Here is a 16,836-nt window from a genome sequence, read left to right as displayed (position 1 = left end):
TTGTCCAGGGTTTTTGGCTGATTGCCCAAAGCTGATTACCTATTATTTTAACTTTTATGAAAAGAAGCACATTTTTACAACAAACCGGTTTACTTTCTGCCGGTTTACTGATCAATAAATCTGTTTTTGCAGATTTTGTACCCTATGAAAGCCATCGTCCGCCTTTGGCCAAACGCAACTTCACAAGCAAAGCGGTAGAAGATGCGATCACGCAATTTAAAGCTAAAGTGAAAGACCCGGAGTTGGCCTGGCTTTTTGAAAACTGTTTCCCCAACACGCTGGACACCACTGTTTTTTATGCCCTAAAAGAAGCACGGCCTGATACATACGTGATCACGGGCGATATTGATGCCATGTGGCTCCGCGATAGCTGCGCGCAGGTTTGGCCTTATTTGCCTTTCTTGAAAAAAGACGAAAAGCTGCGGCACCTGATCGCCGGTGTGATTAACCGCCAGGCGCATTGCGTGCTGGAAGACCCGTATGCCAATGCGTTTTATAAAGATGACAACAAAGTGAGCGAATGGAAAACCGACCATACGGACATGAAGCCGGGTATCCACGAGCGCAAATACGAAATTGATTCGCTTTGTTACCCGATCCGTCTGGCGCACCGTTACTGGAAAGAAACCGGCGACAAATCCCCTTTTGATGCGCAGTGGAAGAAATCCATCGAACTGATCCTGCAAACTTTTAAACAGCAGCAGCGCAAAACCGACCGCGGTCCGTACCATTTCCAGCGGCGCACCACTTCGCCTACCGATACGCTGCCGATGGGCGGTTACGGTTTTCCGGTAAAACCCAACGGGCTGATCTGTTCAATGTTCCGCCCGAGTGATGACGCAACCATTTATCCGTACCTGGTGCCGTCCAACTTTTTTGCCGTCATCAGTTTAAAACAAGCCGCCGAAATGGTGAATGCTGTTTTTACCGATCAAAAATTAGCGTCGGAATTAACTGCGCTGGCAACCGAAGTGGGGCAGGCTTTACAAAAACATGCTATCGTACAACACCCGGAATTTGGCAAAATTTACGCTTTTGAAGTAGATGGTTTTGGCAACCACAACCTGATGGACGATGCCAACATCCCAAGTTTGCTGGCGTTGCCTTATCTGGATGCCGTTTCGGTTTCTGACCCAATCTATCAAAACACCAGGAAGTTTGTTTTGTCCGGTAGCAATCCTTATTTCTACAAAGGAAAAGCAGCAGAAGGTATCGGCGGCCCGCACGTTGGCAAAGACGGCATGATTTGGCCGCTCAGCATTATCGCCCGCGGACTGACCAGTAACAATGATGCAGAGATCAAGCATTGTGTTCAGATGCTTAAAACCACCCATGCCGGAACCGGTTTCATGCACGAATCTTTTAACAAGGACAACCCGGCCGATTTTACCCGCAGCTGGTTTGCCTGGGCCAACACCATTTTTGGCGAGTTTTTGTGGGAAACCTATCAAAAAAACCCGGCTTTGTTAAATGGATAAATCAAAGATGAAAAAGATTTTGATACTGTTTTTATCGACTGTTTTCTTGCTGATTGCCGATCGTTCCCCGCTCTCCGCTCAAGCCTCATCACTCAAACCTCAAACCCATACTTTTGCGCTTGCCGACAGCGTTTTCCTGCTCGATGGCAAACCTTTCCAAATGATTTCGGGTGAGATGCACGCGCCGCGTATCCCGCGCGAATACTGGCGCGCGCGCATGAAAATGGCTAAAGCAATGGGCTTGAATACCATTGGAACTTACGTTTTCTGGAATGCGCACGAGCCAATGCCGGGCAAATACGATTTTAAAGGAAATAACGATATTGCCGAATTTGTAAAAATTGCCGGTGAAGAAGGTTTGTTTGTGGTGCTTCGGCCAAGTCCGTACGTGTGCGCCGAGTGGGAATTTGGCGGCTATCCGTGGTGGCTTTTAAAAGATAAAACCATGAAAGTGCGCAGCGAAGACCCTAAGTTTTTAACCGCTTATAAAAACTATATCGATCAGGTGGCCAAACAGTTGGCACCGCTGCAGGTAACGCATGGCGGCAATATTCTGATGGTTCAGTTTGAAAATGAATACGGTTCTTACGGTGATGACAAGGCTTACCTCGCTACCAATGCCAAACTATTTCGTGATGCCGGTTTTGATGGCATTTTGTTTACCTGCGATGGCCCCGGGCAAATGCCGCGCGGTTATCTGCCCGGCTTTTTGCCTGCGGTAAACGGACTGGAAAACCCGGCCGAAGTGAAAGCCTTGATCAATAAATACCACAACGGAAAAGGCCCGTATTATGTGGCCGAATGGTATCCCGGCTGGTTTGATGACTGGGGCAAAAAACACGCCGATGTTTCCGGAAAAGAAGCGGCGGAAAAGCTGGACAAAATCCTTTCGGCAGGTATTTCCATCAATATGTACATGTTTCATGGCGGCACCACGCGCGGTTTTATGAACGGCGCAAACATGAATAGGCAAAACCCCTATTCGCCGCAGGTTTCCAGTTATGATTACGACGCACCGCTGGACGAAGCCGGAAACCCGACCGAAAAGTTTATGCAGTTTCGCGGGGTGATCGCCAAACATCTTCCCGCAGGAGAAAAATTGCCGGAAATTCCGCAGAAACAAAAAACAATCTCCATCCCAACTATTAAGTTAAATGCTTTTGCAGGGTTGTTTGCTCAGTTGCCAAAACCGATTGAAGCGAAAATGCCGGTTTGTTTTGAAGATCTAAACCAGGGTTACGGCTTTGTTTTGTATCGAACGATATTGAAAAATAAAGCTGACGGTTTGCTGAAAATTAAGGAAATGCGTGATTATGCTACTGTTTTTATCAATGGAAAAATGGTGAACACGTTGGACAGAAGGTTGAAACAAGATTCGCTGATGTTGCAAAATGTCGCCCCAAATTCGGTTTTGGATATTTTAGTGGAAAATAACGGCCGCATCAATTATGGTCCGTTTTTGAACGATAACCGCCAGGGCATTACCGAAAGCGTTACACTGAACGGAACCGAACTGCAGAATTGGAAAATGTACCGGTTTCCGTTTGAAAATCTGGCAGGATGGAAATTTACCGCTAAAAACAGTATCGGCAAACCGGCACTTTATAAAGGTACTTTTAATTTGGACGACACCGGCGATACCTATCTGGACATGCACAATTTTGGTAAAGGCTTTGTGTTTTTGAACGGACATAATTTAGGTAAATACTGGCAGATCGGGCCGCAGCAAACCATTTATGTGCCTTCGGTTTGGTTAAAAAAAGGACAAAACGTAGTAGTAATTTTTGATGAACTGAAATCCGGTCATACACAACTATCAGCATTAAATCATCCGGTCCTGGATCAGTTGGCTGCAACAAAATAATCCTTTATGAAAAAAAATAAAATCTTGAAAATCAGCAGGATACTGTTTTTATGCACTATTTTTTATGGTGATGTAAAAGCGCAGGAGGTTAACCCTAAATTTCCATTAATCCCATACCCGACAGCGTTAACGGCCGGTAAAGGTACGTTCAATATCACTGCAGGTACGAAAATAATTTCTACAGATCCGCGCTTTCAAAACGAAGCGGAACAGCTTAATAACCTGATCGGGCAATATCTGGGCAAACCGTTAAATATGGGCAGCGGCAGTTCGGCACGCAATATTTCCCTGCGTTATGACGATGCGGTTAAAGAACCGGAAGGTTATCAACTCAACATCACGCAAAATGCCTTGATTTTGGTAGCGCGTGAACCTGCAGGCATGTTCAGGGCGGTAGAAACCATCCGTCAACTGTTGCCGGCGGACGAAAAGCCCGAAAATCAGCTTAAAAAACTGGAAGTTCCGGCCGTGATTATTGCTGATTATCCGGCGTATGCCTGGCGCGGAATGCATTTGGATGTTTCGCGGCATTTTTTTTCGGTGGATTATCTCAAAAAATACATTGATCTGCTGGCTTTATATAAGTTCAACAAATTTCATATCCATTTAACAGACGATCAGGGCTGGCGCATCGAAATCAAAAAATACCCGAAACTAACGGAAGAAGGTGCCTGGCGTACGTTCAATAATCAGGATTCGGCGGTAATTGCCAAATCCAAAGACAACCCGGATTTTGCTTTGGACCCGAAACACATCGTCCGGCGCAACGGCAAAACACTTTATGGCGGTTTTTACACACAGGAACAGATGAAAGATGTGGTGGCCTACGCACTGGCGCGCCACATTGATATGATCCCCGAAATTGATATGCCCGGCCACATGATGGCGGCAATTACCAGCTATCCGTTTTTAAGTTGCACCGGCGAAAGCAAATTTGGCAAAGATTTTACCACGCCAATTTGCCCGAGCAACGAAAGCACTTACACATTTGCCGAGAATGTTTTTACGGAAATTATGCAGATTTTCCCGAGCGAATATATCCATATCGGAGGTGATGAAGTGGACCGTACAAGCTGGGAACAATCCGAATCGGCTAAAGCTTTCATGGCTAAAAACGGTTTGAAAACTTCGGGCGAACTGCAAAGTTATTTTATCAACCGGATGGAAAAATTCTTCAATTCCAAAGGCAGAAAACTGATTGGCTGGGACGAGATCCTGGAAGACGGCATCAGCCCGACAGCGATGGTAATGTACTGGAGAACCTGGGTGCCAAGTGCGCCGGTCAAAGCTGCAAAAAATGGAAACCTGGTGATTATGTCGCCGGGGAACCCGCTTTATTTTGATGCCGAACCGGATCAGAATTCAGTCTCAAATGTATATCATTTCAACCCGATACCAAAAGGCTTAACAGACAAAGAAGCCAAAAATATCATCGGTGCACAGGCCAATGTGTGGTCGGAAAAAATCCCGACAGAAAACCGCGCCGACTACATGGTTTTTCCGCGGATGACGGCTTTGGCAGAACGTTTATGGACAAATAAAGACGAATACAATAGCTATCAGCAACGTTTGATCATGAACTATCCGCGGTTGGATGCGCTGCACGTACATTACCGTTTGCCTGATATTACCGGTTTGGTAGAGCAAAATGTTTTTCTGGATTCTGCCGTTTTCAATCCGCAGAAACCATTGCCGGATTTAACGCTGCGCTACACTACCGATGGCAGCCTGCCCAGCGAAAATTCTACACCATTGAATGCTTCTTTTACCATTAAAAACCCGATGTACATCCGCCTGGCCGCATTTACACAAAGCGGCATCCGCGGCGATATTTACAATTTACATTATACGAAGCAAATCCTGGCCGAACCTGCAAAACCGGCCGGAATTGCCAGCGGTTTGATCTGCAATTATTATCCGGGGATATACAAAAGTTCAAAGCTGATGGCCGGACAACCAAAACTGGCCGTAAAAGCGGATGAAATTATGGTGCCAAAAGAAGCATCGGCACCAGCTTTTGGGTTGAAGTATTTTGGCTTTTTGCAGATACCCGCAGATGGGATTTACAGCTTTTACCTGACTTGTGATGATGGTGGGATTTTAAACATTGCCGGCCATGAAGTGGTAAACAACGACGGCTGGCACGCACCGGTTGAAAAATCCGGACAAGTTGCCCTGAAAGCCGGTTTGCAGCCCATTGCGCTGGATTTTGTGGAAGGCGGCGGCGGTTATACGCTGAAGTTAAAATACAGTGTAAACGGTTCGCCAATTGCAGATGTGCCCTCAGCCTGGCTCAAACATTGAGCTATGAAAAAGCGGCTGGGTTTGTTTTGCTTTCCCCGGAACAGGAACAACGCATTGCACGGTCAGCCGAAAAAAGCGGCAACGGAATTACAGTGCAAGAAATCAGCAGCATCGCCCCAAAAAATAATTGAATTAAGTTTATAATCAACATTAAACACCAAATTTTAGTGCCTAAAAGAAGCATTTTCATTTTACTTTTCCTGCTGATGGCCAACGGTTTAAAACTGAAAGCCCAAAACAGTTTTGAGGGTTTTGAAAACTTGTTTTCCATCCCAAAAAATTATGTGGTGCATCATACAGATCAGGTTCTCAAAATCAACGGAAATTTAACAGAAAACGCCTGGCAAAAAGCTGCGTGGACAACTGATTTTGTGGATATTGAAGGCAGTTTAAAACCGCTGCCAAAGCTGCAGACCCGCGTAAAAATGTTGTGGAACGATTCGACATTGTTTATTGCCGCGGAGCTGAAGGAACCGCAAATCTGGGCAACGCAAATGCACCACGATGATATTATTTATAAGGATAATGATTTTGAGATTTTTATCGATCCCGACAACAACACGCACCAGTATTTTGAAATCGAAATTAATGCGATCAACAAAATATTCGACCTTTTTATGCCAAAACCTTACCGAAACGGTGGCGATGCGCTGATAAGCTGGGATGCGGCAGGTTTAAAAAGCGGTGTGGAAATCATCGGCACGCTGAACAACCCAAAAGATACAGACAAAGGCTGGACGGTAGAAATGGCCATTCCGCTGAAAGACTTGCGCATGGGTTTTCCGGTAAAAGTACCGGAAGAAGGTGCAATCTGGCGTATCAATTTTTCGCGGGTGGAGTGGGGCACCAGGGTTGCAGGTGATAAAAACATCAAGCTAAAAGATGCATCAGGCCGGGATTTGCCGGAACATAACTGGGTTTGGTCTCCGCAGGGCGTAATCAACATGCACTACCCCGAACGCTTTGGCTATCTGCAGTTTACACGTAAAACCGATGCTGTTTTTACCATGCCTTTTTCGGAAGAACAGAAAAAATATTTATGGCTGATTTATTACCGGCAAAAACAGTATCTGCAAAAAAACGGAACGTATGCACAAAACCTGGCTGAGTTGAAAATGGAGCGGGGGGCAAGGGTTGGGGAACGGGAAAATATTTTGCAAATGGATGCCTCGGCCAAACAGTTTACGGCCACCATTAAAGCGGAAGGCAGTGCGGCCATCAGCATAAACGACGAAGGACTAATCCAAATATTAAAATCAAAATCATGACAAATCGCAGAAAATTTGTAAAAAGCAGTTTGGTTGCAGGTTTATCTGCAACACTTTTGCCCGCAGTTTCCGAAGCGGAAAATAACTTCAGCAAAAAACAAAAAGGCTGGAAACACTGGGTTTGGACGAACCCTGATTTGAAAGATACCGATGCGCAGCTGGCCGAACGCTACCGAAAATATTATGAGGCCGGTATCCGTGGGATATTTTTTGAAAACGACAGCGAAAAGCATTTCCGCGTGGCAAAAGCGCATAAAATTGAAGCGCACCGCTGGATCTGGACGATGAACCGCGGCGAAAAATCGTTACTGGAATCGCATCCCGAATGGTACGCCTGGAACCGAAAAGGCGAATCCTGCGCCACGCATCCGCCTTATGTAAATTATTACCGCTGGCTTTGTCCTTCCCGCGAGGAAGTAAAAGATTACCTGGCCAGGGATTATGAAACAGCGTTAAAAAAAGATTATGTAGATGGTATCCACCTGGATTATGTGCGTTTTTGCGACGTGATTTTGCCGGTGAACCTGTGGAAGAACTACAATATTGTACAAACCAGCGAACTGCCCGAATATGATTACTGCTATTGCCCGGTTTGTAAAGCGGCCTACAAAAAAGAAACCGGTGAAGATATAGATTTGGTGCAGTATCCGGAGGCAAGCCCGTCGTGGCGTTTGTTTCGGTATCAGCGTGTAAACCAAGTGGTTGAACGGTTGACAAAGGTGGCCGATTCTTACAAAAAGTCAATCACTGCAGCCGTTTTCCCTACGCCTGATATTGCGCACCGAAACGTGAAACAGGATTGGGCGAACTGGAACATCAGCGGCGTTTGCCCGATGATCTACCATGGTTTTTATAAGGAAAATGTTTCCTGGATCGGTTCGGCAGTAAACGAAGGCGTAACCGCTTTACACGGCAAATTTCCGTTGTATGCCGGTTTGTATATGCCTGATTTTAAGAATGATACGGAAGTAGAACAAGGTGTGGTCAACGCTTTGTCCAACGGTGCGGCCGGGGTTTCGTTGTTTGGTAATGTTACGGACGGGCATTTGGAAGCGTTGAAAACAGCTTCTGCAAAAATCCCGTTTCAGAAAGCATGAAAGCAGGTGTTTTAATTTTGATACTGTTTTTATCGACTAAAATTTGGGCTCAGGCTTCGGAAATCCGCAACAACTATGCAGATTCAACAGGATTGCCCCACCTCATAATTGAGCGCAGTATGGTTTTTACGCCCGGAAATACGGGTTTGTACAACCATCATCCGGCCATCATCAGCTTTAAAAACAAGTTTTATGCGATGTGGTCTAACGGAATTAAGGATGAAGATTCGCCCGGCCAGCGGGTGGTTTATGCGGTTTCTTCGGATTTTTTTCATTGGAGTGAACCTAAAGTGCTGGCTAATCCTACCAAAACCAACGATACTTTAAACATACTTACGGCAGCGGGTTTTTATCAGTATAAAGGCACTTTGGTTGCTTATTTTGGTGAATATACCAAGCACCGGCAAAACACCAGATTGTACGCGGTTGTTACAGAAGACGGCGAACATTGGGGGCAGGAAATTGATTTAAACGTACCGCTGATCCCAAACTATGGCCCGCAGCAATTAAATAGTGGCCGCCTGCTGATTTCAGGTAATTTTTTGTTTCCTTATACCGATGACCCTTATGGGATTTCCGGCTGGAAAACCAGTAGTTTTTATGCAGATTCTTTGTACACACAGGATAATTCTTCCGCTTTTTACGCCCCGGCAGCAAAAAATGGCTTTCCAGCACTTTGCGAAGGCTCTTTTTATCAGACAAAAAACAACGTAATCCACATGCTGTTACGGGTAACCGGTAAAGAATGGAAAGGACGTTTGTGGCTCACGGAAAGTGCCGATAATGCCCAAACCTGGAGCAAACCACAAGAAACATTGTTTAGCGATAACGACAGCAAGTTTCATTTCGGGCATTTGCCGGATGGGCGCGTTTACTACGTCGGCATCCCGGATACACTGCACCGTAACAACCGCAACCCGCTGGTTTTGAGCATTTCCGACGATGCCAAACTATTTAACCACAATTATATCATTGCAGATGAAATATACCGTTTAAAGCACGAGGGTTTGTATAAAGAAGGCCAATATGGTTATCCCGACACGATGATCAAAGATGGCCGGATGTATGTGGTTGTTTCCAGACAAAAAGAATCTGTTGAAATTTTGCGGTTTAAACTCCCTGAGCCTTAGAAAAAGTAAGTTGAACTTTTAAAATTAATAAAAACAAGCATTCAAAAATAAGATTAACCATGAATTACAGAAAATACATTAACAAAACTAAGTTGTACAATTTGGGTTTTTCAGCCCTTCAGGGGGTTAAAGTGTGCATGCTTCTTTTATCGATATTTTTTTGTCGGGCCGCCGTGGCGCAGCAAAACCAGAACCTTACCAAATATGTAGATCAATACATTGGCTCGGGCGGCCACGGCCACGTTTTTGTTGGGGCAAATGTTCCTTTCGGGGCAGTACAATTGGGGCCTACCAATATTGCGCAGGGCTGGGATTGGTGCTCGGGTTATAACATTGCAGATTCTACCATTATTGGCTTTCAGCACACGCATTTAAGCGGAACCGGAATTGGTGATCTGGGTGATCTGACTTTTATGCCCACAACCGGACCGATCAAACTGACCAAAGGCACGCAGAAAGATATTTACAGCGGTTATACTTCGCTTTTCAGTCACAAAGATGAAACCGTTCGTCCGGGTTATTACGCCGTTAAATTAAAGCGTTACAACATCGGAGTGCGGCTAACGGCCAGCGAACGGGTTGGTTTTCACGAATATACCTTCCCAAAAGACGATCAATCGCATATCATTATCGATTTGCACGAAGGTTTAAACTGGGACCGGTCAACAAAAACGTCTATCCGGCAAATCAATGCAAACACCATAACTGGTTATCGTTTTTCTACCGGGTGGGCCAAAGATCAGCGGATTTACTTTGCCGCAGTGTTTTCCAAACCGATCAAAAATTTCTCTGTTTACGATAATTTAACGCTGAAAACCGGCACAGCTTTAACCGCTGTAAAAGCAAAAGGTGTTCTAACATTTGCTACAACCGCTGGCGAAAAAGTACTGATAAAAGTAGGTATTTCGCCGGTGAGCGAAGAAAATGCTTTGATGAATATCCGGGCAGAAATCCCTGGATGGAACTTTAACCAGGCAGTGGCCGAAGCCGATCATAAATGGAACAAAGCTTTGGAAAAAGTAATCATCAAAACCCCTGATGAGCAGCAAAAAAAGATTTTTTACACGGCCATGTTCCACAGCATGATCGCGCCCTCAATTTTTAACGATCATAACGGCGATTACCTCGGCACAGACAAAAAAGTATATCCAAAAGCAGCATTTACCAATCTGACCACGTTTTCTTTGTGGGACACTTACCGCGCTTTAAACCCGCTTTATACTTTAATCCAGCCCGAAAAAATCAGCGATATTGTAAACACGATGCTGGCCATTTATCAGCAGCAGGGCAAATTGCCGGTTTGGCATTTAATGGGCAACGAAACCAATACCATGGTTGGCTATAGTGCTGTGCCTGTTATTGTTGACGCTTATTTAAAAGGGTATAAAGGCTTTGATGCAGCACTGGCGTACAAAGCCGTAAAAGCCAGCGCAATGGACACCGCCCGCGGCCTGCATTATGTGCAAAAACTGGGTTACATCCCTGCAGACAGCACGGTAGAATCTGTGTCAATGGGTTTGGAATATGCCATTTCTGATGCTGCAATTGCAGCGATGGCTAAAAAAATGGGCAAAACGGCCGATTATGATTATTTTGAAAAGAGAGGACAGAATTACAGGAACTACTTTGATTCAAAAACGCATTTTATGCGTGCAAGATTAAACAAAGACCAGTTTCGTATGCCTTTTAGTCCGTTTCAATCACGCCACGCCGTTGGTGATTATACCGAAGGAAACGCCTGGCAGTACACATGGTTGGTGCCGCAGGATGTGAAAGGCATGATTGCCTTGCAAGGCGGCGATAAACCGTTTATCCGAAAATTAGATTCGCTTTTTGTTGTAAAAGGTGATATGGGCAAAGAAAAATCACCGGATATTTCCGGTTTGATCGGGCAATATGCGCACGGGAACGAACCTTCGCACCACATCGCTTATTTGTATCCGTATGTTGGCCAGCCCTGGAAAACAGCCAAAATAGTACGCTACATCATGAATAATTTTTATACGGACAAGCCGGACGGGATTATTGGAAATGAAGATGTTGGCCAAATGTCGTCCTGGTATATTTTATCGTCGATAGGTTTTTATCAGGTAAATCCGTTCAGCGGGGTTTTCGTGTTCGGCAGTCCGCTCTTTAACGAAGCCACCTTACAATTGGCGGCCGGCAAAAAGCTGCATGTTATCGCTAAAAACAACAGTGCACAAAATATGTATATCCAGAGTGCTTCTTTTAATGGCAAAAAATTCAGCCATTCCTACATTACTTATCAGGAGCTGGTTAACGGTGGGGATCTGGTGCTGGAAATGGGCAGCAAACCAAGTGCAACCTGGGGCGTTTCGATGGCTGACCGTCCGTAAAATTCAATCAAAAACAGCATTAGGTTATAATCTGCCTAATGCTGTTTTTATCTGGTAAATTTTTGTCTCTTGTATTATAATGCTGTTTTTATCAGGGTTTTTTCAGCATAAAACTGCTAAATCTAATTGGTAAAATATGGAAATCTAACGGGAAACGATCAGAATAAGCCGCAATGGTTTTCGTCAAGTTTCAATGTCAATCTGTAAAAAATAATCAAGGTTCAAGTTCTGTATTTTTAATAACTTAGGCCGCGGCAGAAGACCGGTTTCTGTTATTGATCCATAGCAAATACACCACCATGAAAAAGTTTTTAATTATATTTTTTGCAGGTTTCCACTTGTCGGTTTTTGCCCAGCAGGTCAACCAGATTTCAGATCCGGTAGAATGGATCAACCCTTTAATGGGCACTGATTCTAAGCCGAGTTTATCTAACGGAAATACTTATCCGGCTATTGCAGTGCCCTGGGGGATGAATTTCTGGACGCCGCAAACCGGACCGATGGGCAGCGGCTGGCAATACCAATATGCTGCTGATAAAATCCGTGATTTTAAGCAAACACATCAGCCTTCGCCCTGGATGAACGATTACGGGCAATTTGCGATCATGCCGGTTACCGGTCATTTAAAATTTACGCAAGACGAACGCGCCAGCTGGTTTTCGCACAAAGCAGAAATCTCCAAACCTTATTATTACAGCGTTTATCTGGCCGATCATGATGTAACAACGGAAATTACGCCCACAGAACGCGCCGCGCAATTCCGGTTTACTTTCCCAAAAAACGACAGTTCTTTTGTGGTTATTGATGCGCTGGACAAAGGTTCGTACATTAAAATCATCCCGAAGGAAAACAAGGTAATCGGTTATACCAAACGCTACGCCAGCGGTAAACTGCAAAATTTTAAAAATTATTTTGTGCTGATTTTTGATAAACCTTTTACTGTTGCCAAAGCCTGGCACGGCAAAACACTGGCGCAGGATTCGTTGGAGATTACGGCCGATCATGCAGGTGCGGTCATCGGTTTTAAAACGCAGAAAGGCGAAAAAGTAGGGCTAAAAGTAGCATCGTCTTTTATCAGTTTCGATCAGGCCGAACTGAACCTGAAACGCGAACTTGCCGATGACAGCTTCGATCAAACCAAAGCAAAAGCCAAAGCAGTTTGGAACAAAACCTTAAACCATATCCAGGTAGAAGGCGGAACGGTAGATCAGATGCGGACTTTTTATTCTTGTTTTTACCGCGCGCTGTTCTTCCCGAACAAATTATATGAGCTGGATGCCAATAACAAAATTGTGCACTGGAGCCCTTACAACGGTAAAATTATGCCTGGGTATATGTTTGCCGGAACCGGTTTCTGGGACACTTTTCGCGCTTTATATCCATTTTTGAACTTAGTTTATCCATCCATCAGCAAAGAAATGCAGCAGGGTTTGATCAGCGATTACAAAGAAGGCGGCTGGCTGCCGGAGTGGAGCAGTCCGGGATATTCTAATGTAATGGTAGGCAATAATTCTGCTTCGGTTGTGGCAGAAGCTTATTTAAAAGGTTTGCGCGGATACGACATCAACACTTTGTATGAAGCATTGCTCCATGGTGCAAACGGCGAAGGCCCGGAAGGCACCGGCCGCACCGGCGTAAAATATTACAACGCGCTGGGTTATGTACCTTATGATGTAAAAATCAACGAAAACGCGGCCCGCACGCTGGAATATGCTTATGATGACTTTGCGATTTCACAATTAGGAAAAGCGTTGGGCAGACCGAAAGCAGAAACAGATTTATACGCTAAAAGAAGCATGAACTATAAAAACCTGTTCGACAAGGAAACCAACATGATGCGCGGCAAAAACCAGGACGGCAAGTTTCAGTCACCTTTCAACCCTTTTAAATGGGGCGATGCTTTTACGGAAGGCAACAGCTGGCATTATACATGGTCTGTTTTTCATGACATCAACGGTTTGATGAATTTGATGGGCGGAAAAAAACGGTTTGCAGCCAAGCTGGATTCTGTATTTACGCTGCCACCAATTTTTGATGATAGTTATTACGGCGGCGTGATCCACGAAATCCGTGAAATGCAAATTGCCGATATGGGGCAATATGCGCATGGCAACCAACCGATCCAGCACATGATCTATCTGTACGATTATGCCGATCAGCCTTGGAAAACGCAATATTGGGTGCGCGAAACAATGAACAAATTGTACAAAGCCACACCAGACGGTTATTGCGGAGATGAAGACAACGGACAAACTTCGGCCTGGTATTTGTTTTCGGCGATGGGTTTTTATCCGGTTACGCCCGCTTCAGATCAGTATGCTTTGGGCGCGCCGCTGTTTAAAAAGATCACGCTGAACCTGGAGAACGGCAAAAAAGTATTGATAAACGCAGCATCCAATTCCGCAGAAAATAAATACATCAATACAATGACGGTAAACGGCAAACCATATGATAAAAACTGGTTAAGTCATTCGGCTTTGATGCAGGGGGAAACTATTAATTTCAACATGTCTGCACAGCCGAATAAAAATCGTGGTATTAAGCAGGAAGATGAGCCGTTTTCAGTTTCTTTAAAATAGAGGTACAAAAAAACCAACTAGGTTTCTAAAACCTTGTTGGTTTAATAATCACTTATATGCTGGTCGGGGTCAGGAAAACCTAACCTTTTAGTTAAGGGTTTTAATCCTTTCTGTTTAAATGGAGATTAAAATTTGTAAATCCTATGTTTAGCAGTGCGGATTATAAATTAAGATTGATTGGGATTAAGAGCCTGTTTAAACTGTTTTTGATCAGTTTACAATGCTTCTTTTATGCGTATAAATTTAGCTTTTATGTTTGCTGCCGATAGAAAAAACCCATAAAAAACCGCCAGATTTCAGGTGGTAAAAGAAGCATATAAAAACTTTAGAAGAAAATTTAAACAGGCTCAAGGCTATTGCTTCAATTTATCCTCTAATTTAGTTATTGCGGTCCACAGCACACCAGCAGAACCCCGAAAACTTGAAGAGCCTTTTGGCTGATTGTCTGGCGTGTACCATTCAAAGAACCCCTTGTTTTTAACTACACGCTGCAGCATGGGCTGTATCGCAGCTAAGGCTTCGTCAGTAAAGCCGTAATCTACCAGTTGCGTAACCATGCGCGCCCCAAACCATGTCCAATCGCCGCCATTTTGATAGGAATATGGCCCCATGCCTTTATTCTCGAAATAGCCTGCGGGATAAGTAGGATACAGCGTTAAGCCAATGCTTGCTGCATGTGCTTTTTTCACATCATCCTGCATCTTTAAATAAGCGGCCAAAACTTCAGCTTTGCTTAGTAGTCCGGCTTCGATGGCCACGGACGTGCCGCCATGATAGTAAATTTTAGCTTCGTCAAAGGACGCTGGAAAAGGCGATCCATCTAAGTAAATATGCGGGACAAACTTCTGGTGAACTTCGTCCCAAAGGTATTTTCTGATATTTCGTTTAAACTGATCCCTGATGACCGACCAGCGTTTAACAGCATTTTTTGGCAAACCCGCGAAATCCAATAGATTGTTAAGGGCGATCACAAACATGGCATTGTCGTAAATATCTATTGCCTTATGGGTATTGCCGTTCATCTCTACGCCCCAAGTATGTTCCGGTTGTACATCGCCCCAATCGGCCGTGGTTGCGCCCCAAAGCAAACCATATTTTTTGCTAAAGCGTTTATTCAGAAGAAATTGCATGGCGTTTTCCATCCCTTTTAAGATGGTAATGCTGCCTACTGTATCCATCAATATAGATGTATCGCCAGTGTATTCAATGTATTTTGAAACTGCCTGAACAAGCGAGCTTTCCTGATCGGTTTCTACGGTGTTTTTGTACCCAACATACGCTGGGGCCAAAGCGGTCTGATATCGGTAATAATCGGACGCGCCTCCTTTAGGTTTGGGAACATATCCATCTAAAATGTCGCCATCGGGCTGTTGAAATTGGAAAAAGGTGATCAGGTGTTGTTTGATGACGGCTTTGTCGTTTACCTTACAGGATAGTTCCATGAAGGTGTTAAAATCCCTGATCCATACTTCCCCATAGCCGTCTCCGGCCCTAAAACCGTTTTTTAGCAACTCTTCCCCGCTTGATTTTACTTGGTTTTTTAAGCTTTTAAAAGTTGCCAAAGGCGACTCACTTTGCGCAAAGGAAATTTTACAAGACAGCGCGATAAAAATCAGGAAAATGTACTTTTTCATTAAAATTGAAACTTAGAAAACTAACTGGCTAAAAACGTTTCGTCGCATCGAAGGTAACACAAAAAAAATATTTTGAAATGTTGATCCTTCGATTGAGCGCGTCGGCGGGAATTGCCAAAGCAAACTTTATAATCCGGATTTGCAAATCAAATTATAGGGTTGAAAACTTTTAAGCCTTTAATTAAACCTCAACAATTACCAGACAAAACATTCCTGACATCTTCCTAAGAAAATCTTCTTTTATCCGGTAAATTTTTCATTCCCGGCCATTTGGCAGAAATAGCAAAGAAGCGGACCCAACAAAGGCCCGACATTCTTTTTATCGTATTTTTGGTGTTCTTTTGCTATACCTGTGCCAGTCCTCCGTCAACACAAATCTCACTGCCGGTAATAAAGCCTGAATCAGCAGAAGCCAGGAATAATGCTGTAGTGGCAATTTCCTCCGGTTTTCCAATCCTGCCCATCGGGACCATTGAAGCCATTTGTGCCTTCATATCTCCACGTCCTTGAAATACCGACGTGTCTATCGGACCGGGGCTCAATACATTTACACGGATACCCCTTGACTTTAGTTCATTTGTCCAAACTTTTGCAAAGGTTAGCAAACCGGCTTTGCTCGCACCATAAACGCTGAGGTTTTCCATGCCCTTAATTGTAGCAATAGTGCCCGTCATGATGATAGAAGCATTGTTACTTAATAAAGGCAATGCTTTTTGCACCGTGAAGAAAGTTCCTTTGGCGTTAAGGTTAAACGTGTTGTCAAATGATTCTTCTGTTACAGACCCAAGCGGCGCATATTCCGCTGTTCCGGCACTGGCAAACAGGACATCAATGTGACCCTTTTCATTTTTAATCGTCTCGAATAATCGGTCAAGGTCGCTCATGACAGCCGAGTCGCCTAATACGCCGCTTACATTGCTACCGATAGCTGCAACCGCTTCGTCGAGTTCTTTTTGCCTGCGTCCGGTGATAAACACATAAGCACCTTCCTGTACAAATAATTTTGCTGTGGCCAAAGCCATACCTGAAGTAGCCCCGGTAATAACCGCTACCTTGTTTTCTAATTTTTTCATCTGAATTACATTTTGTCAAAGCAAATCATTTGATACAACTGTTACAAATAAT

11 protein-coding genes are annotated in these 16,836 nt (G+C 44.3%); 9 read left to right on the top strand and 2 right to left on the bottom strand.

Going from position 1 to position 16,836, the window contains the following annotated elements:
• Positions 1–56: 56 nt before the first annotated feature.
• The 9 genes from ACOFKR_RS14470 (at position 57) to ACOFKR_RS14430 (ending at position 14,077) form a co-directional block, all read left to right on the top strand.
• Entirely contained in the window at positions 57–1,478 is a 1,422-nt protein-coding gene (locus ACOFKR_RS14470) for a glycoside hydrolase family 125 protein (protein WP_419801516.1), read from the top strand.
• Positions 1,471–3,342: a beta-galactosidase gene (locus ACOFKR_RS14465; protein WP_419801515.1), complete on the top strand. Its 1,872-nt coding sequence runs from the start codon at positions 1,471–1,473 to the stop codon at positions 3,340–3,342. The genes ACOFKR_RS14470 and ACOFKR_RS14465 overlap by 8 nt, the downstream gene beginning before the upstream one ends.
• 6 nt (positions 3,343–3,348) lie before the next feature.
• Positions 3,349–5,646, top strand: a complete 2,298-nt coding sequence (locus tag ACOFKR_RS14460) for a family 20 glycosylhydrolase (protein ID WP_419801514.1) — start codon at positions 3,349–3,351, stop codon at positions 5,644–5,646.
• Complete coding sequence (locus tag ACOFKR_RS14455; RefSeq protein WP_419801513.1) at positions 5,643–5,777, top strand: hypothetical protein; 135 nt, start codon at positions 5,643–5,645, stop codon at positions 5,775–5,777. The genes ACOFKR_RS14460 and ACOFKR_RS14455 overlap by 4 nt, the downstream gene beginning before the upstream one ends.
• Positions 5,778–5,852: 75 nt before the next feature.
• On the top strand, positions 5,853–6,914 hold the full coding sequence (locus tag ACOFKR_RS14450; RefSeq protein ID WP_419801512.1) for a carbohydrate-binding family 9-like protein: 1,062 nt from the start codon (positions 5,853–5,855) through the stop codon (positions 6,912–6,914).
• Positions 6,911–8,011 (top strand): Tat pathway signal protein, encoded by a 1,101-nt coding sequence (locus tag ACOFKR_RS14445; protein WP_419801511.1) that lies wholly within the window; start codon positions 6,911–6,913, stop codon positions 8,009–8,011. Before ACOFKR_RS14450 ends, ACOFKR_RS14445 begins: the two co-directional genes overlap by 4 nt.
• Positions 8,008–9,141 (top strand): exo-alpha-sialidase, encoded by a 1,134-nt coding sequence (locus ACOFKR_RS14440; protein ID WP_419801510.1) that lies wholly within the window; start codon positions 8,008–8,010, stop codon positions 9,139–9,141. Before ACOFKR_RS14445 ends, ACOFKR_RS14440 begins: the two co-directional genes overlap by 4 nt.
• 59 nt (positions 9,142–9,200) lie before the next feature.
• A complete protein-coding gene (locus ACOFKR_RS14435) occupies positions 9,201–11,498 on the top strand; it encodes a GH92 family glycosyl hydrolase (protein WP_419801509.1) in 2,298 nt (765 codons plus the stop codon).
• A 299-nt stretch (positions 11,499–11,797) separates the two neighbouring features.
• A complete protein-coding gene (locus ACOFKR_RS14430; protein ID WP_419801508.1) occupies positions 11,798–14,077 on the top strand; it encodes a GH92 family glycosyl hydrolase in 2,280 nt (759 codons plus the stop codon).
• A 353-nt stretch (positions 14,078–14,430) separates the two neighbouring features.
• On the opposite strand, the gene ACOFKR_RS14425 is transcribed toward ACOFKR_RS14430, so the two are convergent.
• Both ACOFKR_RS14425 and ACOFKR_RS14420 read right to left on the bottom strand, forming a co-directional pair.
• On the bottom strand, positions 14,431–15,711 hold the full coding sequence (locus ACOFKR_RS14425) for a hypothetical protein (RefSeq protein WP_419801507.1): 1,281 nt from the start codon (positions 15,709–15,711) through the stop codon (positions 14,431–14,433).
• Positions 15,712–16,055: 344 nt separating this feature from the next.
• Positions 16,056–16,784: an SDR family oxidoreductase gene (locus ACOFKR_RS14420; protein WP_419801506.1), complete on the bottom strand. Its 729-nt coding sequence runs from the start codon at positions 16,782–16,784 to the stop codon at positions 16,056–16,058.
• Positions 16,785–16,836: the final 52 nt, after the last annotated feature.

The organism is Mucilaginibacter sp., assembly GCF_965201005.1.
GTDB lineage: Bacteria > Bacteroidota > Bacteroidia > Sphingobacteriales > Sphingobacteriaceae > Mucilaginibacter_A.
The sequence above is the reverse complement of the archived record's forward strand: the minus strand, read 5'-3'. Positions and strand labels throughout refer to the sequence as shown.

What these genes read in the sequence shown, in the direction of transcription:
- ACOFKR_RS14430 (WP_419801508.1), top strand. Translation starts at nt 11,798, where the DNA reads ATGAAAAAGTTTTTAATTATATTTTTTGCAGGTTTCCACTTGTCGGTT.
- ACOFKR_RS14425 (WP_419801507.1), bottom strand. Translation starts at nt 15,711, where the DNA reads ATGAAAAAGTACATTTTCCTGATTTTTATCGCGCTGTCTTGTAAAATT.
- ACOFKR_RS14465 (WP_419801515.1), top strand. Translation starts at nt 1,471, where the DNA reads ATGGATAAATCAAAGATGAAAAAGATTTTGATACTGTTTTTATCGACT.
- ACOFKR_RS14445 (WP_419801511.1), top strand. Translation starts at nt 6,911, where the DNA reads ATGACAAATCGCAGAAAATTTGTAAAAAGCAGTTTGGTTGCAGGTTTA.
- ACOFKR_RS14435 (WP_419801509.1), top strand. Translation starts at nt 9,201, where the DNA reads ATGAATTACAGAAAATACATTAACAAAACTAAGTTGTACAATTTGGGT.
- ACOFKR_RS14470 (WP_419801516.1), top strand. Translation starts at nt 57, where the DNA reads ATGAAAAGAAGCACATTTTTACAACAAACCGGTTTACTTTCTGCCGGT.
- ACOFKR_RS14450 (WP_419801512.1), top strand. Translation starts at nt 5,853, where the DNA reads ATGGCCAACGGTTTAAAACTGAAAGCCCAAAACAGTTTTGAGGGTTTT.
- ACOFKR_RS14440 (WP_419801510.1), top strand. Translation starts at nt 8,008, where the DNA reads ATGAAAGCAGGTGTTTTAATTTTGATACTGTTTTTATCGACTAAAATT.
- ACOFKR_RS14420 (WP_419801506.1), bottom strand. Translation starts at nt 16,784, where the DNA reads ATGAAAAAATTAGAAAACAAGGTAGCGGTTATTACCGGGGCTACTTCA.
- ACOFKR_RS14460 (WP_419801514.1), top strand. Translation starts at nt 3,349, where the DNA reads ATGAAAAAAAATAAAATCTTGAAAATCAGCAGGATACTGTTTTTATGC.